This window comes from Enterovibrio qingdaonensis, from assembly GCF_028683135.1.
Taxonomy (GTDB): Bacteria; Pseudomonadota; Gammaproteobacteria; order Enterobacterales; family Vibrionaceae; genus Enterovibrio; species Enterovibrio qingdaonensis.
The window spans coordinates 349,228-370,267 of record NZ_JAJUBB010000002.1 but is presented as its reverse complement, the minus strand read 5'-3'; the positions used below and the strand labels follow the sequence as shown (position 1 = coordinate 370,267).

The following is a 21,040-nucleotide window of genomic DNA, read 5'->3' as shown; positions in this document are numbered from 1 at the left end:
CTCATAATGAGACACTTTCTTGTGGCAATTAGATGAGGCTATTCTTTAATCCAAAAAAAGCCGCGAACTCCCATTCACAGCTTTTTATTATGGTGGTATGACTTATTGCGTAGTGCTTTCTGAAAGGTGTAACCGGATATCGAACTCATCTCTAAATGGTGACTCTTTGTATAGCGGAAATAACCTTTATCTTTTTTAACTTCCACCATTCGAACTCCCCTTCTAAAGAAGTAGCTCTTGCAGCACACTTTCCCTGAGAGAAGAAGAAGCCTGATAAAGCGATACCAACGCCCCATGATCCATCACGCCGCACGTATCGGCTATTTGTTCTATCAATGTGAGGTTTTGCTCAGCCACAATGAAGCTTCGCCCTCGCTGGGCTTGTTCGAGGATCACATTACCCATTCGCTCAATGTTTTCAGGTTGCACACCTTCAGTGGGCTCATCAAGCAAGGTTATCAATCCGTCTTCCGATATCGCACGACAAAAAGACACCAACTTCCTTTCACCGCCTGAGAGCTTGCCCGCCTGTACGTCATAGCGCTTCTTGATGATCGGAAAGGTTTCAATCAGGAGATGAGTGAGCGCGTTGTCCCCCAACTTACCCGTCAGTGAAAGGTTATCGCGCACAGTCAATCCACCAAACACGGACTGCTCCTGCAATCCGTGACTGATTCTCTTTTGCTGACGCTCAAAAGCATTGAACGTCGATATATCTGCACCATTGAGGGCTATTTGTCCCTTAGTAAGTGGTAATGCGCCGGACAGTAGCTTCATCAAGGTGGTCTTCCCCACTCCATTGCGACCAGCAAGACACATGACCTCGCCTTTGCCCACAGACAAACTAATATCCCTGACGACTGAAATATCACCATACCCACCAGAAAGGTCTTTTACATCGAGGACTTTCACTGTCATTACTTCGTTCCTCCCGCATAAACTCTCCGGACGTCTTCATTCTCACGAACAAATTCAAAACTGCCGGAACAAAGCATAGAGCCTTGATGCATGACCAATACTTCGTCAGCCAATTTTTCCACGACTTGCATGTCATGCTCGATAATCACGCAGGCCTTTTGTTCCCTGTCGATATAGTTTTTTATGATTTGAATAAGCGTGTTGGTTTCGATCGGGGAAAGTCCGGCGCACGGCTCATCCAGCAATAACAAGTCAGGATCAGCGAGGCAAGTCATTGCTAAATCCAACATCTGTCGCTGCCCAACTGATAGCGAACCTGCCAGTACTTTGCCCTGTTTAAGAAACGGCATCGTCGTATAAAACGCATTTAATGATGTAGAGCGAATGCCGTATTTCGCCCTCTGGAACAAAAACGCCTGATTAGAATGGCTTGCCCATATGGCTAAATGAATATTTTCTTCAACACTCAACGAGGGGAATACACAGGGAATTTGTAATTTCCGACCAATCCCCTGACGTGCAGCGTCATAGGGTTGGCGGGGACGGAAACGCTCGCCATTCCACACGAGATTTCCTGATGAAAGCGGAAGCACACCTGTCATGGTGTTAAAAGCTGAGGTTTTTCCTGCGCCATTCGGGCCAATCAAGCATTGAATGCCTTTCCCACCTAAATGCATATCCAATGACGAAAGTATATTGACTGCACCAACGGATACAGAGACATCGTTGATGGCAAGCGTTACCCGCTTCTCGGACGGGCAAGAATCCGTTACTTCTAACTTATCATCCTCAATCCGCGTTTTCGTAGCGGGCAACCAACCTAGCAAGCCCTTGGGTAAAAAAAGCACCACAAGGATGAAAATGGTCGCGACAATCACCTCCCAATAAGGAAAGGTTTCTTTCAGCTCACTGGATACCATTCCCATCGCCAAGGCGCCTGCGATAGGCCCAATTAAGGTAAAGCGTCCTCCGACTGCAGCCCATATAACGAACTCTGCCGAGAGAAAAAAGCCGAGAGCCTGCGGCGTAACGATTCCCTGATGGACACTGTATAACGCCCCAGCGAGACCAGATACTGCTGCACTAACAGCAAAGATGACACTTTTCAGCTGGTCGCTTTTGTACCCCAGCAAGTCTACCCGCTGTTCGTTGTCACGGATGCCATTGAGCAAAAGGCCAAACGGTGTATTTTCGAGGTACTGAAGAAACAACAGCACAACGGCTACAGCAAGCACTATCACCCAGTACAGAGTTTCGTAACGGTCTGTCCCTGGAATGTCGTAAATACCATTTAAGCCGTTAAACCCGCCCGTTACCCCATCAAAGACCAATGCCAATTGCGTTGCCAACATGGCAATGGCCAACGTGATCAAAGAAAAATAGGGTCCAGAACTTGAGGTACGTGAAAACACTATTTTTCCCAAGGCATAGGCAAACAGTGCAGGCACCAGAAGTGCCAAAAACAATCCTGCCGAAACAGAAAGCACCGATGACTGCTCAATGTTCACATAGCCATAAAGGTACGCACCCAATCCAAAAAACACGGCCTGTCCAAGCGGCAAGAAGCCCGCCTGTCCCCAGCAAGACGCCACGCTCAATGCTGCCAATCCAAAAATCAAATAAAGCCCAACCTCATAAGCGGTATAGCTATCGATAAACAGTGGGAGTGCGAAAATAAACGCCAGCGCGTACAGATTAACGTTGTGAAATGATGCCATTGGGTTTCCACCATAAAAAGAAAATCGACAGCAGAAGCACGCCTGTGTAGCCGACGACCTTGTCGAACAGGTTGGAGAGTGACTGATCTACCCCGCCAATCATGCTGCTTCCCAAAATCACGCCTTCCACACTGCCGAGACCGCCAATCACAAGGGCAAAAAATGATGAGAGTAAGTAATCAAGCCCCATGTAGGGGTCAACCCTCACCAGAGGTGCAATCAATGCACCTGCAAGCCCTGCGGTACTTACACCAAAAACAAACGTACAAAAGGCAACGCGTTCCGTATTGATACCGACAGCCCGCGCAAGTGCAGGGTTGTCTACCATGGCGCGGATTTTCAGGCTGGCCGGGCTTTTTCGAAACCACAGATAGAGACCGACCATCAAAGTGGCTATCAACACCACTAAAACCAGTCGATAGAGGGGGTAATCAACACCCACAAGGTCAAGGGTTCCGGGCAGATATTGAGGAACATTTTGGTATTCTCTGCCGAACAGCGCCTCAATGCCTTTTCGAATGAGCATCGCGACACCCCATGTTGCTAACAGGGTGTCAAATGGACGCTGATAAAGGTGCTTAATCAGCCCTTTCTCCATTAACGCGCCGACAAATGCACAGATAACGACAGCCAGAAAAAGCCCCCCAGGCCAAGGTAATGACCATTGGCTTGCGAGTAGCGCGCTATAAGCACCCAACATGACAAATTCGCCGTGCGCCATGTTCATAACGCCCAACAACCCGAACACAGCAGCAAGCCCCGTTGCAACGAGGGCGAGCACTGAAAGGCTGTAAATGACGTTCAAAACGTAAAGGGTCAACACATCCATGTGCGTCACTCACTCCTTTAACCGCAAGTACTGCCGCTAGGCACGTTTTCAAAGGTTTCTACAACACGGAATGCACCATCCACCGCTTCGGCAAGGTAGATATCTTTATCAACATGTCCTTGCGTTAAGGTCATCTCTCCGCGAGGAGAAGACAATGATGCGCCTTCTGACGCGTTCGCAATCTTTTCTGCCGAGACGCCTTTTGCTTTGTTTGCCAAAGCATTAAAGAGATAGACACCGTCATAGCATGACTCGCCCAATGCATTAAGTGCAGGCGCGTCACTGCCAAACTTGTCGTAGTAGCGTTTCGAGAAAGAGTTAGCTTGTGGGGAATTAATATTCTGGAAGTAACCTGATGAAGAATAAAGCCTTGATGAATTTTCTGCCCCGATACCCGCTAAGGTATTTTCTTCAATTAAGGTGCCCAACCGCAGTGCCTGTTTGTCCAAACCGAAGTTTGCAAAAGCGCGGTTAAAACTAACAGAAGCCCCACCCACTAAAGTGATCAGCACAGCATCGGCACCACTGGCTTTGATTTTTGCCAAGCTGGAATCGAAATTATCCGCCGAAAACGGCAGATACTCCTCACCCACCACTTCACCCCCTGATGCCGTGATGTAGTCTTTTGCCGCTGCATTCGAATCGCGTGGCCAGTTGTAGTCATTGCCAATCAAATACCATTTGCTGGCATTGTTGTTTTTTGCTAACCAAGGAATGACCGGTGCCAATTGCTGCGCAGGGGTCTCACCGAGTACATAAGTTCCCTCTGCGCACTCGCCACCTTCATAAATCGGCGTATAGATATAAGGCACCTTGCCTTTAAACAAATTGGTGAGTGCACCGCGTACAGCACTGTCATGCATGCCAATAAACGCATCCACTTTCTCGCCTTTAAAGAGGCGCACGGCATTCTTAAGTGCATCTGACGGAGAGCCACCCGCATCGGCATAAAACACCTCGATTTGCTTGCCCAAAATACCGCCGGATTTGTTTATTTCCTCAACCGCCATTTCTGTGCAATTTTTGCTGGAAGGGCCAAACAAACCTGCAGGGCCGGACATGGGGATCATCACACCCAGCTTTATCGTGTCCGCAGCCAAAGCGGGAGATGAAACGAATGTCGGAGCCAGTGCTGCAAGCAGCGCAGCACTCATCGACGACGTTAAAAATTCGCGTCTTTTCATTGTTGTGTTCCTTACATCTATGAAGGGTGGTTCAGGGGCGTTGCGTAAAGTTGAAGACCGACTCCAAGGCGTCGGCGATCGCTAACAACCGCTCATCGCTATTGAAAGGTCCATCTATCTCAATGCCGACAGGCAGGCCATCTCGGGTTAGGCCAATGGGGAGACTGATACCCGGAATCCCTGCATTGCTGCCCGGATCCGTGTTGTGAATGAAGGTTGGAAAGGTAGGTAAGCGTTCGCCATTAAGGTCGACCGTTTCGTCATCACCAATGGGCGCGGCAGGCAACACAGTAGTTGGAAAAATAACGGCATCCACACCCTGATTTGAAAAGTAATCCGCGTAGGCTCGTTGCAGTTTCGGGCGAACCACGTCGATGGCCTCCCGATAAACAGACTCAGGCATCGCACCATCCGTCAGAAGTGACGCCATCAATCCGCTAACGTCAGGGCTTAAGGCATTATCGGCGACATCCTGAATACTGATATGTGGCACATAAGTGGCGAGAAAAGCCGGTAAATCCTGCATAAATTCATAAAGCGCAATCGGGAAACTGCACGCTTCATTAAGCTCGCCAACATTGGGAATATCTGCCTCGACCAAGGTCACGCCCGCATCTGAGAGTTTCTGCAACGCTTCTTCAGTCAATCTGGCGACTTCAGGGTCTAGATTCTCAAAGAAATAGCCACGGGGAACACCCAGCTTGATTGAAGAAAGGCTGGCGACCTCATTGATTGCGGCCTCCTCTTTGCCCGCCATGACGGCATCCAAAATGCGGCAATCTTTAACAGTATTCGCCATCGGGCCTGTGGTATCACGGGTATGACTAACGGGAACCAAACCTTCTGAAGGATAGCGGTTTATGGAAGGTCTGAACCCAACAATGCCACACAGTGCAGAAGGCAGTCTCACGGACCCTCCAGTGTCTGTCCCTATACCTGCTGGCATAATGCCCGCAGCAATCGCCACAGCGACGCCGCCACTGGAACCACCGGGGATCCGCGTTGTATTCCACGGATTTTTCGCTGCGCCGCTATAGGCATTGTTGGTCGTGATACCAAATGCCAGTTCGTGCATATTGCCCATCCCCCCGACCAGCGCACCATTGTTTAACAGTCGCTCAGCAACAAGGGAAGCTCCACCGACATTCCCCGCTAACGCTTTTGTCGCGGCCGATGCAGGCAATACACCCGTAGGGATATTGTCTTTGAAGCAAAGCGGAATGCCATTGAGCCCATCACCGGCGTTACCACGCTGATCAACGTCTCTCGCTGGCTTGCGTAGCAATTCCCAATCAACCGTGATAAAGGCATTAAGGTGTGTCAGGCTTTCCGCACGTTCGATAACGGCGTCGATATAAGATTCGCAGGTTAATTCGCCCGATTTAAATGCTGACTGCAGTGCTTCTAACGTAAACGGTACATCTTTCCTTTCCGTCATCTCTTGCTCCTGAGAATTGTTCTTCCTTTCCTTTTCAGCATGAGACGAGCAAGAAAAAACCGCCATCCTCAACAATGAGGATAGCGGTGGGAATGAGAACAGAATTACTTCTCAGCAGGCGTTTCCGTATTCCGGATTGTCAGTGCTGGATTATGAGCAAAGAAGTTGTGCGGCATGATGTGAACCGTCTTCCACTCCGTCGACATCACAGGCCAATCTTCCATTCTCGGGATGTGGTGAAAGCCCGCCGTAAACCAAGTGACGATATCTGCATTCATCAGAGAGCGATCTACTTTCACCCACTCAGCCAGCGTGTCAGAGCCATCATTTTGCACGGCATATTTTCCGCCTGCATAACGTTGTTCTGGATCGTAGACTGTGTTCCAAACCGCATATTGAATGTAAGCATTACGCTTCATCGGCGGGTCGTTTTCAAAGTCGAACGGACCATACGCCACTGAGCCATGATGTAACATGTAGCCGGGATGATGCCCCAAATACCCGTCACGCTGCGCGTTGCTGATGTGCAAATACCTCGGTTTGGCGGTCGATGTTTTGTATCTCGCATCCAGTTCAGAATCGAGCATGGTGTGTTTCACTTCCCACATTGAGCGGCGTGGGACAGAAGGGTCAACGGTAGCAGGAACGATGTCCATGGTCGCCGCATGATTCACGGGTTGGTCGATATCAAAATCAATCCGGAAATTGAAATAGTGGTCATGATTCGCCGCTACCAAATTCGGCGCGATCAAGGTGCCATAACGGGTATCTTCCTTGTAGCTTTCGCTGTCGGTGTTCACCGACGCCACGCCTTTCACCGCATCGAGGCCTGATGCCCCTACTTTGACATAGAGTTGGCCGTCTTGCTTAAGGCGATAGTCAATCAGGTAATCATAGTTACCCACTTCAGACGCGGTACGGATAACCAATTCTGTTTCAGGACGCCCTTCTGCGGGGACAAACTTGTCAGGCCCTTGCTCAAAGACTTCGTAATGACGCCATGCTGGGTCGCCAATATTGCGCTCGAAAATACAAATTGCGTTGGGAATTTCAAGTGGATTGCCTTGGTCATCTGCAATCATTGCAGGTAAAAACGTCGCGTAAACCGGGCAATCAATACCTGCCTCAAGTGGCGTCATGAAAAGACCAAAGCCGTACTCACCGCTGTCCATGTAGGTGCGCCAGTACCAGCCTTCGGTCGGATCCATATAGGGAACGAAGACTTCTGACAAATGTGCTTGATAGATAATCGGACGCCATGTGCCTTGGTCGTTCACGTCGATATTCGACACCACGAGACCCGCGCGTTTCTCGGTACGGAAATTCAAACGCCAGATATCCCATTCAAGGTGACTACCCTCAATGGTGTAATTCGGCTCACCAATCTGCGTCACCACCGCCGGATTCGTTTTCGGTCTCAATGGCACGCGTTTGGCCACTTCTTCCTCTGTATATCCCCAGTCATCGGTTGGAAGCGGAACGGCACCAGTATCAATGATTTCTACGACTTCTTTTTTACCAATATCATAAGTCGCAAACAGGCCTTCTATGGGTTTTGCATAGTAGTTTGAGCCTGTAGGAAGGACATAACACGGCACTTTCATCAGGCGTGAGTTTTCAAATGCCTCGGTGAAGAAATTGCCTGCGGTTAGAGGAAGGCAAAATATGTCATCAGGTTTTAAACCGCGTTTGGCTAAGCTTTTTTCCATGTCCGGATGAGAGGTTGCACCAGTCAACGCACCGATAAACTCCTCAAACAAGATCATAGGCTGCCCACTGCCTTTGATTAACGCATTGGACTCCACCTTCTGTTGGGTAATGTTCACGACAGCTTCGTAAAAACCGTCTGGCCCCGTCATTACAACCGTTGCTCGCCTATCCAATGGTTGGCCTTCTTTCCATGCCAGCACGGCCTTTTTGGGCGGCTCTTTTAAATCGATCAAAGGAAAAAGCGTATTCTCATCCACCAATTCAGCGTCACGCAGAGTACCTTGTATCGTTTTATATTCTTCCGCCGTTAAGCCATCCAGCGGATGCGCACTCAAGGCTGTTGATAGCAATGCCAACAAGGCAAGAGGTAGAAAAATAGTCCTTTTAAGTGCCATCACTTATCTCCTTTCATCCTTTTCATTTTTTACTTCCCTTTACCTTACCCATTGAAGGGTTTCTGTTCTTGGCATTGGACGTCAAACCCATTGGAGGTCAACGACAGAAAAAAGCGGATTGCCTGCAATCCGCTATTAGGAACTTACTTTTTCAGTAACGGTGCTGAGTCGGTTACCGACGCAATCAACGCTGCCTGATGGGGTTGGCATTCCTGTCCCCCCATTCCTCCAACAATGGGCAAGAATGGGTCTACAAGCTCCGTTTTCACGCCGCTTAACGCCTCCATCACCGCCAACCCGCAATACGGCACATAGGCGGTGGAATAGCCGCCCTCGTGGATACACAGCAAATGACCGTTGCAGAGTTTTTCTGCTGCAGTAACCAAGGCTTCCGTCATATATCGGTAGGTTTCACTCGTCGCCATGTTGCGACCAAGGGGGTCAATCGCGCTGCCATCAAAGCCGGATGACACAATGATGATCTCGGGTTTATACGCTTCAAGTGCGGGAAGCACGACCTCTTCAAACGCTTGTCGGTATGCCCCGTCACCAGAGCCTGGAGGCAGAGGAACGTTAATGTTGTAGCCTTCACCACTGCCCTCACCACGCTCATCCAGCGCACCTGACAGGGGTGGGTAAAAGTTATCTTGATGAATGGAAATGGTCAGAACACCCGCATCGTTATAGAAAGCACCTTGCTGGCTGTTGCCGTGGTGAACATCCCAATCAACAATAGCCACCCGCGCCATACCGTGCATATTTCTGGCGTGATTGGCTGCAATAACACCATTGCCAAAGATACAGAACCCACGTCCCATCTCCGCCTCCGCATGATGACCCGGCGGCCTTACCAAGCAATATGCATTGTCGACGTGTCCTTCCATCATCCGGTCCATGGCTTCCAGACAGCCGCCCAAGCTCATCAAGGCGATTTCATAGCTTCCCGGACCAAAGGGAGTCAGCTCCCCGGCATCACCACCATTAGCATCACTCATTTCGCGGATACGATTGATGTAAGCCTCAGAGTGAAAGGTAAGAAGATCTTCTGTGGTAGCAAGACGGGGGGTAATCGTAGTTAGCGAATCAGAAAGGCCTGCGACACTTAACAAGTTCAGCAAACGTCGCTTGGTTTCTGCATTTTCTGCATGCTTGTCGGGTTGAATGGTCAAACCTGGGGGAAGGAACGCCGCAGCCTCGCCGGTGTTGTGCCAGAAATAGAGTTCATGTGTCACCAATCCTATTTTTCTCATCGTGTACCTCCTTGGAAACGTGATTAGTCATTTGGCATACCAAACAACCTAGGAGGCAGGTGCTGATCCGTGAATGATGCAAATGCATTGTTCTGCATTTTTTCGCGCGTTTTCTCTGATGGTGTATCACATTAGGGAACGGTATTTTTCCACCAACTCGACTTTGTTTCTGATCCCGAGTTTCAGGTAGATTGATTGCAAGTGATTGCGCACTGTTGCTGGCGCGCGATGGATCTCTTCCGCAATTTCCATGTAGGTTTTCCCCTGTGCAAACAGCTCTGCCACCTGTGCTTCCCGCTCCGTCAATTCTGAAAGTAATGACGATGGGTAAGCCCGCGAACACCAATAACTATCCATTGATTCAAACGTCAACGTGAAGTGTCGCCCTTTCCATGAGGTAGTTTTGCACTGCGCACTTTGTTGGATCTCTTCCGGTAGAACACACCCATCCCAATCTGGGTAATCACGTTTGATTAACGCTGTGAAACCGAGAGAAGGCGTATTCAACATGAACCCGCTGTCAAACATCGCGACTTCGACAGCGTTGTTCGTTGGCGTGTTTTGGCTCGTTAACACAGAAAATTCGAGGCAATGATTGAGGCTAAGTGCGATATGAGGCATGACAAGGCGAAGGCAGTCTTGGTCTTCCGGTTGGAACGCGACCGCTTTCCTATTTCGGTATAGCGAAAGAAAATCCACCAGCATACTGTCACCCATGTTTCCTTTTGCATCCAGCAACAGTTCGGGGTCTACCTTCATGAATGAGAGCACATGATAAATGTCATGATGCCAGAGGAAATCACACAATGCGCCGCTCATCGATTCGACGTGAACCTCTGCCATAAAAGGCTCTGACGCATTGTTATAGAGATTTTCAGCGATGGTGTCGCAATCGGCGATTTTCTGCCATTGCTCAAAGTAGTTATCTGGAAGTTGGAACAGTGAATTACCATGCACTTCCGGCGTGTCAGAGTGCTCGGGGAAAAGTGCCCGTCCCCACCATGCACTGTCGAAGTGAATAAGTTGGCGAAGCTGAGTGATGGTCCACTGCTTAAAATCGTCGGGCTGCATATGGCGAGAAGCCTGATAGAGCAGAGTCACAAACTGCAATATTTCTTCGGTTGTTGAGACGCTTTTGCCCTTCATCAGCCGCTACTCCATGGCTACCAAACCTGCCATAAAAGCTTATATCCAAATCGCCGACTATGTAGATATCCAATTAGGCTTGGTCATTTGACGAAACGCTAAAAGCAGAAGGCTAGTCTTTCATTTTCTCCAGTTTGGCATCTAACTTTTCAAGCACGCGGAGGAAGTCGCGATATTCCACGGTATCAAGCACACCAATCAGTTCGGCTTCCCAATCCAGTGCTTTGGGCGCAATTTTCGCGTACAGTTCATGCCCTGCGTCGCTAAGCGATAAAAAGGAGGCGCGTTGGTCGGTGCTGTCTTTCACCTTCTGCAAGAGCCCCTTGTCTTCCAGCAACTTAACCGCACGAGAGACTCGGGATTTATCCATAAACGTGATATCGCCAATGTCTTTTGCATTCAGCTTTTCGTGTTCAGCCAGCCGCGCAAGAACACGCCATTCGGGAATAGAAACATCAAACTCTTCCCGATAGATTTTCGAGCAGGCATTGCTGATCCCATCCGCCAAGTTCACCATCCGATACGGAAGAAACTGGTTAAGCATTAGTGTGCGATGTTTTTTCTGTGTCATTCTTAATCCTGTAAGGCGTCCCAAACTTCCCGATCTTTCTCTGCCGTCCAGATTTCGGGCCAGTCTTTACCTTCAAATTCATCCCATAAACGTTTTACGTCAAACGGTAAGCAATGCTCAAATATCGGCCATTGACCAAACTTAGGGGCAAGCAACTTATGGGTTTCCTCGAACGCCTCTTTCAGGGTTCCACCCCGTTTATGCACTGCGCCAACAGTCTCCAACATGCCGGTTAAGAAGCCACGAGTTTGCTCAATCGCAGCATTGACTGCGTCGTTACCCCGCGCAACCGCCCCACGGCCACCGACTAATATATCAGCTTGATATGACTTTACTTTATCCAGAGTTTGAGATGACCAGTCAAAGTGGAAAGCATCTCCGGTATAGAGTGCAGCCTGAGCCTCAACCAAATCCCCCGCAAACAGGATTTTATGCTTAGGCAACCAGGCAACAATGTCTCCGGCGGTGTGTCCACGCCCACAATGCTCAAGGATCAGGCTTCCGCGATCACCACCAAGCGGGATTTCAATACGACTATCAAATACCACGTCTGGGTGCGTTAGCCCCGGAATGCCTTCAGGTTCTCTGAACAAGCGCGGCATACGCCCAAATTCACTTTCCCAATCCTGCTGCCCACGCTCTTCAATCAGCATTTTCGTGTTCTCGTGCGCAATGATGGTTTCCGCATCAAACGCCGACGCACCCAACCCCCTGACAGCATGGTAATGGGACAGAACGAGATACTTTACCGGTTTGTTCGTGTGCTCTCGAAGCAGAGCTAGCCAATCCTGCGCCGCTTTGGGAGTCGCCCTCGCTTCAAAGGCGATAATAAAGTCTTCCGCCTCTATCGCCCCCACATTGGGATCACCCTCTGCCGTTAATGCATACACACCGTCAGCCAATATCTCGAGCGTTTCCTGTTTGTCACCTAAGTCTGCAGATGACGCGAATGGTTTTATTGCCATGGTGGGTTCCTTGAACGTAATTAACTTCCTAAAACCAACATAGCAAATAATCTCATACGAGAATTTATATAATACCCCGCTATCTTACAAATAGGACTCTAGGGGACACGGCCGACAAATCAGCATTCGAGACTAATTACAAAATACTTTTTATATTCATTATTATAGAAGCATAACCACAACACCACTTAACGACAAACCGCCAATTTCTCTCATATTCGACACACCGACTTGCTTGATCCCTCATCAAATCACGCCTTACATTTAGTCTCATATGAGAGCATATTGAATGGATATTTATGTTATCGACGTATACCAATCCGGTTTATCCCTATTCAAGAAATGAAGACCAAGATTCAGAGCGCCCTTCGCATCACAAGGTAGTGATTGTCGGTGGCGGACCTGCTGGCTTGTCCATGTCCATAGACCTCGCGAAGCAGGGCGTTGAGTCCGTCGTACTTGATGACAGCAACACCGTCAGTGTCGGTTCACGTGCTATTTGCTTTGCTAAGCGAACACTGGAAATCATGAATCGCTATGGCTGCGCGGAACGTATGGTGTCAAAAGGCATTACATGGAAACGGGGCAAGGTTTTCTTTGGGGCGGAAAAGGTTTACGAATTCGATTTGTTACCCGAAGAACACCACAAACTCCCTGCTTTTATTAACCTTCAACAGTACTACTTCGAAGAATATTTGGTCGATGTGATCGAGACCTTACCTGAGGTTGATCTTCGCTGGAAAAACAGGGTGCAGACAGTCGATGCACGAACTGATATCAACCTTCTGACCATCGACACGCCCGACGGCATTTATCAGATTTCATGTGATTACCTTATCGTTGCGGATGGTGCAAACAGCCCGATTCGCAACCGACTCGGCTTAGAGAGTAAGGGGCAAGTGTTTCAAGACCGGTTCCTGATTGCCGATGTTGTCATGAAAGCCGACTTTCCCACCGAACGCTGGTTTTGGTTCGAACCGCCCTTTCACCCAGAGCAATCGGCGCTGTTGCATCGTCAGGCTGACAATGTGTGGCGTATCGACTTGCAACTCGGGTGGGATGCAGACCCCGAATGGGAAAAACGGGAAGAGAACATTCGCCCGCGTATCGAAGCCATGCTAGGACAAGACAAACACTTCGACCTTGAATGGGCGAGTGTGTATACCTTCCAATGCCGAAAGATGGATGACTTTATTCATAAGCGGGTATTTTTTGTTGGTGACGCAGCGCACCAAGTCAGTCCATTCGGCGCACGTGGCGCAAACGGTGCCATTCAGTCTGTAGAAAATTTAGCGTGGAAACTTTGCCGCGTGCTGAACCACACCGCACCGCCCAAATTGCTTCGTACCTACAATGAAGAACGCCAGTATGCAGCCAAAGAAAACATTCTGAATTCGACCCGCGCCACCGACTTTATTACCCCGAAAAGTGACATGAGCAAAGTGCTGAGGAATGCGACGCTTAACCTCGCAAAAATCTACCCTTTTGCTCGTCCATTGATTAACAGCGGCAGATTATCCACCCCCTGCACTTATCAGCATTCGGCGTTAAACACGCCCGACAGGGATACGTTCGAAAATGCGCCGCCCCTAGGCAGCCCGGTTTTAGACGCGCAAGTGCAACATCACGCTCATGATTCCTGGTTGTTAGATTGGGTGGGGAATCAGTTCGTACTCATGGTGGCAGAAGGCGGTGACGAGCAGGATGAACTTCTGTCTGAACTATCGAACATTGACGATTTGGAAGTGCTGCTTATCAGTCGCGATCTACAACCCGCAAGCCACCAAGGCATAAACCAACTGACGACCATCAATCAACTGGCAGACATGAAGGGTTTGCTCCACCAAAGATACGACTTGTCTGAAGGCGCGGCGTATCTCTTTCGTCCTGATCAGGTGATCACCGCTCGCTGGCGACAGCCCACCTTTAACGACGTAACCAACGCCATGCAGCGCGCACTGGGACATCAGTTGGAGGAAGCACAATGAAATTAAATACTGAGCCCAACTTTACCGATGGCGATGCTTTCTACGCATCACTCGCCAACATCTATAACGCTTTACCGCCAGAAGACGTGATGACCGTAAACGCCAAGTTGGTGTTGTTACTCGCCAACCACATTGGCGATCAAGCCATTTTGGAAGAAGCCATAGCAGCGGCGACACAATAGCCGCCGTCTCATCTCACGAACTCACCTTAATGGGTCAGCACTTTATGGATCAGCTGTGTTCTTCCTCTCACATTTAGCTTCTCGAAAAGGTGCTTGATGTGTGTGCGAACCGTGGTGAAAGAAACATTGTATCGTCGGGCAATTTCTTTGTCGGAGAGACCTTGTATCACCGCCATACATACATCCACCTCCCTTGATGTCAGGTGATACTCATCGACCAGAAAGTCTTCATCTATCGCAGAAGGGGTATGAATATCCGGGATAACCTCGGGCCTGGCTTCTTCTGTCACAAAGGTATTGGGCCGAGCCTGTTTCATGGCATTAGTGAAAGCCGTCCCCATCGCATTGACAATTTCCACATCTCTTTTGGTGAAATCATTGCGTCTGCGACTTCGCCATACCCTCAGATCGCCTATATTCTGGCGACCATCATGAGCATGGAAATTCAATCCATACGTCAGCCCATCGATAGACAGAAAATCATTAAAGAACTCTGTCTGCTTCAACGAATGGTGCGGCATGATTTGACTCACTGCCGTCGCCTGCTTACGTTGCTGCAACTTAGGCGTAATGGGATCGTGATACTGAAAATAGCTTTCGTAGTGCGTGAGATTGTCGTCAGACATATTTATCGCTACACGATGGGAGAAGCCGCATCGCGGCCCGTCCCATACATAGGAAGCAAAGTAATCAGCATCAAGGAGATCCAGCAGGCATTTACCGACTTGCTGGCGCATTTCCGAGCATTCCATGCCCGCATTCAAACACTCTGCAATTTGGAATACTGCATGCGTTTCTCGCATAGACAGGTTCACAACGTCCCCCTGTTACACAAATTTATCCATAGAGAAAGTTAGGTAAACCCAGTGCCAAAGCAGGGATAAAGATAATGGCGAAAAGCCGCACCATATCTGCTACCCAAAATGGCATCACACCGCGAAATACCGTGCGATTATCTAGGTCCTTGAACATACCGCTCAGCACAAACACATTCATGCCAACCGGCGGCGTAATTAGGCTGATTTCCGTGACCACCACGACCACAATGCCAAACCAAATCAGATCAAAGCCCATGCTCTGAACGACTGGGTAAAACACTGGCACGGTTAATAGCATCATCGACATGCTTTCAAGTACAGTGCCGAGCATCAGGTAAATCACGATGATCATCAAAAACACGAGCATGGGTTGAAAGTCTTGCGTGGTCAGAAAATGCACCAAGCCTTCGGGTAACCCTGCACGGTTAATGAAGTTGGAAAAAATCAACGCGCCGAGTACAACAAAGAAGATCTTCGCGCTCATCACCGCCGTTTCAAAAAGCACTTCTTTCAGCAGTTTTTTAGTGAGCAAATCACGCAAATAGACAATCACCAATGCGCCAAAACTGCCGATACCTGCTGCTTCTGTTGGCGTAAAAACACCCAGATAAATCCCGCCCATGATCACGGTAAACAAAGACGCGATACCTGCGATGCCTTTATAAGCCTCGCACTTTTGCTGTGTCGTCATTTCATGCCCGCGAGGGCCAGCCTCTGGTGAACGCCAGACCACGTATTTCACAGCCGCCAGATACATCAGAATACCCAATACACCCGGCACAAAGCCCGCAGCAAACAGTTCTCGAATGCTCTGTTCGGTCAAAATGCCATAAATGATCAAAGCAACGCTGGGTGGTATCAGAATGCCAAGCGTTCCGCCTGCGGCAATACAGGCTGATGCCAAGCTGTCGGCATAACCAAACCGACGCATAGAAGGGATAGCCACCTGCCCCATAGTCGCTGCCGTTGCCAGACTGGAGCCACAAATCGCAGAAAAACCGCCACATGCGGTGATGGTTGCCATCGCCATACCGCCACGGTGATGTCCCACTAAGGCATTAGAAGCACGGAACAATTCGACGGACATTCCCGAGCGACTGATCAAATTCCCCATCAGAATAAACAAGGGAATCACGCTCAACGCCGGGTCTTGCAAGGTATCAACAATTCGGCGGGCACTGATAGTCAAGGCGGCGGTGAAATTGAAATCCAGCAAGGAGGCATAGCCCACCACACCCACCAGCGTCATGGCGTAAGCCAATGGCATGCGCAAGACACACAGCAACAGGACAATCGTAAGTCCGATCAGGGCACTAATCATCACGCTCCCCCTCCATGGACTCGACGTGGTTTTCTAACGTGGCCGTTGAGCAGATTGCTCGGAACAAAAACGCAAAGGCACTGAGCAGCAAACAAAACGCAATCGCATACATTGCCCAGGACGCAGGAATTTCAAGGTATTCTGTCACCAGTCGTTTTCTGTCAGCGCGCGCTGCCAATTTATACACACTCATCGCCAAAAAAATGCACCCTGCACTAAGGGCAAGGGAGTAAACCCGCTCAACCCCTTTGGCAAATGCCGGACGAATGGCATCCGTGAATAAATCCACGCGGATCTGGTCATCTTTAAACACAAGTAGCGGTAGCATCAGCATGACCAAGACTAACAACATAAAACCGGTCAACTCGCTGCCACCCAAAATGGGCGTGCCGAGAAGGTACCTGCCCAACACATCCAATACGGTTAAAACCATCATGCCAATCAGTGCGACAGCACTTGTCCACTTCATCAAGGGAAACAGGTAGCAACATCCGTGTTGGAACAATGACCAATAATGCTGGCCAATGCCTGTTTTATTGTTGACCATTGCTCACCTCATAGGCCTGAGCCGCATCACGAAAAGCGTTTAACGCCGCATTGGCATCTACATCGCGATCGTTCACTGACTCAACCCACGCCTGATCCAAGTCACCCGTTACCGCAGCGAAATACGCCAAATCCTGACTCGATGCATCAACGATTTGGTTTCCTTTTTCTCGTGCAATACCTTCCGCATAGTCATCCGCATCTGCCCACGCTTTTGCCGCCATTGCAGACAGCCTCTCACCGGACACCGCCATAATGGCGTCTCGGTCTTTATCAGACAGTTCGTCCAACGCATCTTCGCTGAGGAAAATACCAAAACTGCCCAAGTACATGCCGTGCGGCAATTTCAGGGTATAGGGTGCAACTTCATGGAGTTTCAGCGTCGTTTTGGTCGACATGGGGTTAAACACACCGTCTACGACGCCTTGCGTCAGCATTTCATAGATTTTATTCGCCGGAGCTGCCACGCCGGTGACACCAAGGCGCTCACCAATCGCAGACTGAATACCGCCGCCAACACGGATTTTTTTGCCTTTGATATCTTCAAGGCTATCCAAGGGTTCACGCATGTGAATCTGGCCGGGGCCATGGGTAAATACACCGACAAGTTCAACGCCGTCATGCTCTCCCGCTTTAGCAAGATACTCCTCATGAATCTGCCAATGCGCCACCGATACCGCTTCTGAACCGGCGTTGTGGTTAGGCAATTCCGCGAGACTCGTGAGCTTGAATTGACCCGGGAAATAACCGTGGTAGGTCCAAGCACCATCAACCGCGCCGTCTTCTACCAAATCAATCAGGCTGTTTGGACTCCCAAGGTCATACACTAAAGCGATCTTTACCCGTCCGTCTGTTGCTTCTTCAATCCATTGTCCCCATGTTGGCAACACCGTCTTATTCATCGCTGCCGCAGGGGACAGCCATGTGGCAATTTTAAGTTCAACCTCTGCCATCACACTTGTTGGCAGGACAAGCAAACCCAATGCAACTCGCCAGAACACTCGTTTCATTACAACCTCACAATCCGTTACGATACACATAATGACAATATTTAACATATAACGTAACATGTAATAACAACAAACTAACATTCAGATAAATGTGTTGATTCTCTTTCTTGAAACAAGCCTGTACTCAAGGCTCATAAAAACAGAAGGTTAGAAATAAAATGCATCGGCGCAAGGTGCGTATGTGGCTGAATAGGTATAGATAAGCACAGCTCTGAAACAGCCAGATTGGCGATAAGAGGTAAACTTTTTGTCATCATCGGTAAGAGAGAGCGAAGTTGCCTCTTTCTTTGATCAAGCTTTTATGACTCGAAATTTTTCGCGAAGCGGAAATTTCGAACCAGTTCAAATCAGGAAAATCTGAGCAAGCGCGTTAACAAGGAGGGCTGTCGTGTTATCCCATCTTAGATTGAGCCAAACTGAGCCAAGCCTCGTGCATCTCGACGAGTTGCAGACCCAGATAACCGCGTCATGTGGCCAGTATTCACTTGAACCCAAACACACCGACAACCCATCACTTCAAGGTGCCATTGAGCCTTTTATGCTATCTCGCTATGAGGCCATCAGTGTGTGCATGAATGTGGGTCAGGTGACACGGTCAGAGCGCATGATCAGACAAGACCCCGGTGATCATCTGTATATGCTGGTTCAAGATGAAGGCCGCTGTGTCATTGAGCAAAATGACAAGCAACACACCTTGTTTCCCGGCGATATTTTTGTCGTCGACTCAACACAGCCGAGTCGCTTTATCCTTAATGGCAATGCATCAAGGCAAGTTTCCATTCACCTCCCGCGAGAAGAGATGCTCCACCGGTATGGAAAAGCCATTACCGGAGGTGTCATGGTGGAGCATGATGATCCACTGCGCACCGCACTGATAGCCGTGGTAGCAAAATCAATGGAGGAAGGCATGCCGGACTCCTGTGCCCGCTTAATGGATTCGACGTTTGACCTTTTAGGGATTTACATCGATGGCCGAGAAAAACAGAAAAGCCAAAGCGAGCGCGAGAAACAAGGCGTACTTGGGCGAGCACTTTCTCTGATCGACCGGAACTTTAACGACCCAACCTTCGATGCTGGGCAACTTGCCGTCAAACTGGGTGTATCCAGTCGCACGCTCCAACGTCAGTTTCAATCTCTTGGGGAATCGCCGACACGAAAACTCATCAATACCCGACTCGATAACGCCAAAGCACTGTTGATGGGCATGTCCCAACGTGACGCTCACCGTTCCGTGACCAAGGTGGCCTATCACTGTGGCTTCAGCGACCTCTCCTATTTCTATAAAGAGTTTCATAAGCGTTTTGATATGGCACCGGGTGCGATGGTGAACTGTCGCCAATAGCCAACGGGTTTGGCGGTTTGTTCCAAGTCGCTCAGGTTTACTCATCCTATGGTGGAGAGAGAATACGCATCAACGAGGATTGGAAATATGAGTACGGAAACACAAGACACCGCAACGCGATATTTAATGACCGTGAATGGGCAGTGCAGAAGTGCAGACACTTACTTTAAGGTGCTAAACCCTTCTTCACAGGACACCGTTGGATTGGCTCCACAAGCAAACCAACACGATGTAGACGCGGCAGTTGCAGCCGCCCAAGCCGCCTTCCCTGCGTGGTCATCAACACCACACGAAGAGCGAGTCGCGCTTTGCCAACAAATCGTCACCTTAATGAAAAACAACAGTGAAGCGTTAGCCACACTGATCACCCAAGAACAAGGCAAACCGCTGAATGGCCTAGGCTCTCGCTGGGAAATAGCCGGGGCTTGCGCGTGGGCGGAATACACTGCCAGCCTGAATCTCGGTGTCAAAGTGCTACAAGATAACGAAGAAGGCCGACTTGAATTGCACCGTAAGCCTTTGGGGGTTGTCGCTTCCATCACGCCTTGGAATTTCCCGGTTCTGATCGCGATTTGGCACATCATGCCCGCGCTTGTTACTGGCAATACTGTCGTCATTAAGCCCTCTCCCTATACCCCGCTTTCAACCTTAAAACTCGTTGAGCTGATGAATCAGGTATTGCCACCTGGCGTGGTGAATGCCGTCGCAGGCGAAGACAACCAAGAAAACAGCGTGGGACAAATGCTGTCATCACACCCTGACGTTCGTAAGGTGGTGTTTACCGGTTCAACCGCAACGGGCAAATCCATCATGCGCACCGCAGCAGACTCCATGAAAAGGCTCACCCTCGAACTGGGCGGAAACGACGCGGGCATCGTCCTGCCTGATGCCGATCCAAACGCCATCGCTGAAGGGCTTTTCTGGGGAGCCTTTATCAACAACGGGCAAACCTGCGCCGCGCTTAAGCGCCTTTACGTGCATGACAGCATCCATGACGAGGTTTGCGACGCCTTGGTGGAATTCGCCAAGCAGATTCCGTATGGCGATGGCATGGATGAAGGTTCAATTCTTGGCCCACTGTGCACCCCTTTTCAGTTTGAAAAAGTCAGCCGCCTAGTCTCGGAAGCGGCAATCAAAGGGACAGTGCATCTCGGAGGCAAAGCTGCAAACGGTCAGTTTTTCCCACCCACTATTATCTCTGGGTTAAAAAATGGCGATTCACTGGTCGATGAAGAGCAATTTGGGCCCGCACTCCCCATTATCCGTTACACCAACCTCGATGACGCCATTCAGGCAGCCAATGACAGCAGCGCAGGCCTTGGCGGTTCTGTTTGGTCGTCAGACACACAAGCCGCCGCAGATGTCGCGAAACGCCTTGAATGCGGCTCAGTCTGGATCAACCGACACGGCATGATCCAGCCCAATGCGCCGTTTGGCGGGGTCAAAAGCTCAGGTCTGGGTGTAGAGTTTGGCGAAGAAGGATTAGCGGAATACACCGATATTCAGGTGGTATTTAACTGAAGGAGAAATCATGTCTGCTTTTGAAAACGCAACCGAGTTCTTTCATGGTTGGGAGGCAACGGCACGCAGTAAAAGACCTTCTATATGTGTTTGCCATAAGTAACGACTTAATGGCGGAAATGACAGAACGAAGTAGATGACATTGTTTTTCGAATGCATTGGCTGCTAGCGCAGCCAAAAGAATGCTA

Annotated in this window: 18 protein-coding genes; 4 read left to right on the top strand and 14 right to left on the bottom strand. The window is 49.5% G+C overall.

Going from position 1 to position 21,040, the window contains the following annotated elements; all coding sequences use genetic code 11:
• Window positions 1-222: 222 nt before the first annotated feature.
• From LRP49_RS04455 to LRP49_RS04410, 10 genes are all read right to left on the bottom strand, one after another.
• The gene (locus LRP49_RS04455; RefSeq protein ID WP_274140504.1) at window positions 223-918 is read right to left on the bottom strand and encodes an ATP-binding cassette domain-containing protein; all 696 of its coding nucleotides are present in this window, start codon (window positions 916-918) and stop codon (window positions 223-225) included.
• Entirely contained in the window at window positions 918-2,636 is a 1,719-nt protein-coding gene (locus tag LRP49_RS04450) for an ABC transporter permease subunit (RefSeq protein WP_274140503.1), read from the bottom strand. Before LRP49_RS04450 ends, LRP49_RS04455 begins: the two co-directional genes overlap by 1 nt.
• Window positions 2,614-3,465 (bottom strand): branched-chain amino acid ABC transporter permease, encoded by an 852-nt coding sequence (locus LRP49_RS04445; RefSeq protein WP_274140502.1) that lies wholly within the window; start codon window positions 3,463-3,465, stop codon window positions 2,614-2,616. Before LRP49_RS04445 ends, LRP49_RS04450 begins: the two co-directional genes overlap by 23 nt.
• A gap of 17 nt (window positions 3,466-3,482) precedes the next feature.
• Window positions 3,483-4,649 (bottom strand): substrate-binding domain-containing protein, encoded by a 1,167-nt coding sequence (locus tag LRP49_RS04440; protein WP_274140501.1) that lies wholly within the window; start codon window positions 4,647-4,649, stop codon window positions 3,483-3,485.
• Window positions 4,650-4,680: 31 nt separating this feature from the next.
• On the bottom strand, window positions 4,681-6,087 hold the full coding sequence (iaaH, locus tag LRP49_RS04435) for an indoleacetamide hydrolase (protein WP_274140500.1): 1,407 nt from the start codon (window positions 6,085-6,087) through the stop codon (window positions 4,681-4,683).
• A gap of 104 nt (window positions 6,088-6,191) precedes the next feature.
• Complete coding sequence (locus tag LRP49_RS04430) at window positions 6,192-8,192, bottom strand: copper amine oxidase (RefSeq protein WP_274140499.1); 2,001 nt, start codon at window positions 8,190-8,192, stop codon at window positions 6,192-6,194.
• 143 nt (window positions 8,193-8,335) lie between these two features.
• Window positions 8,336-9,442 (bottom strand): class II histone deacetylase, encoded by a 1,107-nt coding sequence (locus LRP49_RS04425; RefSeq protein WP_274140498.1) that lies wholly within the window; start codon window positions 9,440-9,442, stop codon window positions 8,336-8,338.
• 126 nt (window positions 9,443-9,568) lie between these two features.
• Window positions 9,569-10,588: a response regulator transcription factor gene (locus LRP49_RS04420; protein ID WP_274140496.1), complete on the bottom strand. Its 1,020-nt coding sequence runs from the start codon at window positions 10,586-10,588 to the stop codon at window positions 9,569-9,571.
• Window positions 10,589-10,700: 112 nt separating this feature from the next.
• A complete protein-coding gene (locus LRP49_RS04415) occupies window positions 10,701-11,159 on the bottom strand; it encodes a MarR family winged helix-turn-helix transcriptional regulator (protein ID WP_274140495.1) in 459 nt (152 codons plus the stop codon).
• Window positions 11,160-11,161: 2 nt separating this feature from the next.
• Window positions 11,162-12,124 (bottom strand): MBL fold metallo-hydrolase, encoded by a 963-nt coding sequence (locus LRP49_RS04410; protein ID WP_274140494.1) that lies wholly within the window; start codon window positions 12,122-12,124, stop codon window positions 11,162-11,164.
• A 299-nt stretch (window positions 12,125-12,423) separates the two neighbouring features.
• Between LRP49_RS04410 and LRP49_RS04405 the strand changes: the two genes are divergently transcribed.
• Both LRP49_RS04405 and LRP49_RS04400 read left to right on the top strand, forming a co-directional pair.
• Window positions 12,424-14,112, top strand: coding sequence for an FAD-dependent oxidoreductase (locus tag LRP49_RS04405; protein WP_274140493.1), 1,689 nt, complete (start codon window positions 12,424-12,426; stop codon window positions 14,110-14,112).
• Complete coding sequence (locus tag LRP49_RS04400; RefSeq protein WP_274140492.1) at window positions 14,109-14,294, top strand: DUF2783 domain-containing protein; 186 nt, start codon at window positions 14,109-14,111, stop codon at window positions 14,292-14,294. Before LRP49_RS04405 ends, LRP49_RS04400 begins: the two co-directional genes overlap by 4 nt.
• Before the next feature lie 26 nt (window positions 14,295-14,320).
• Here the strand turns inward: LRP49_RS04400 and LRP49_RS04395 are convergent, their stop codons facing one another.
• From LRP49_RS04395 to LRP49_RS04380, 4 genes are read right to left on the bottom strand one after another with little or no spacing between them, the layout of a single operon-like run.
• Entirely contained in the window at window positions 14,321-15,109 is a 789-nt protein-coding gene (locus LRP49_RS04395) for a response regulator transcription factor (RefSeq protein WP_274140491.1), read from the bottom strand.
• Between the two features lie 22 nt (window positions 15,110-15,131).
• On the bottom strand, window positions 15,132-16,433 hold the full coding sequence (locus LRP49_RS04390) for a TRAP transporter large permease (protein ID WP_274140617.1): 1,302 nt from the start codon (window positions 16,431-16,433) through the stop codon (window positions 15,132-15,134).
• Window positions 16,426-16,980 carry a TRAP transporter small permease gene (locus LRP49_RS04385; RefSeq protein ID WP_274140490.1) on the bottom strand — a complete coding sequence of 185 codons (555 nt, stop codon included), beginning with the start codon at window positions 16,978-16,980 and terminating at the stop codon, window positions 16,426-16,428. The genes LRP49_RS04390 and LRP49_RS04385 overlap by 8 nt, the downstream gene beginning before the upstream one ends.
• On the bottom strand, window positions 16,967-17,989 hold the full coding sequence (locus LRP49_RS04380; protein WP_274140489.1) for a TRAP transporter substrate-binding protein: 1,023 nt from the start codon (window positions 17,987-17,989) through the stop codon (window positions 16,967-16,969). Before LRP49_RS04380 ends, LRP49_RS04385 begins: the two co-directional genes overlap by 14 nt.
• Before the next feature lie 388 nt (window positions 17,990-18,377).
• Between LRP49_RS04380 and LRP49_RS04375 the strand changes: the two genes are divergently transcribed.
• Both LRP49_RS04375 and LRP49_RS04370 read left to right on the top strand, forming a co-directional pair.
• Window positions 18,378-19,331 carry a helix-turn-helix domain-containing protein gene (locus tag LRP49_RS04375; RefSeq protein WP_274140488.1) on the top strand — a complete coding sequence of 318 codons (954 nt, stop codon included), beginning with the start codon at window positions 18,378-18,380 and terminating at the stop codon, window positions 19,329-19,331.
• Between the two features lie 87 nt (window positions 19,332-19,418).
• Complete coding sequence (locus tag LRP49_RS04370) at window positions 19,419-20,852, top strand: aldehyde dehydrogenase family protein (protein ID WP_274140487.1); 1,434 nt, start codon at window positions 19,419-19,421, stop codon at window positions 20,850-20,852.
• Window positions 20,853-21,040 lie beyond the last annotated feature (188 nt).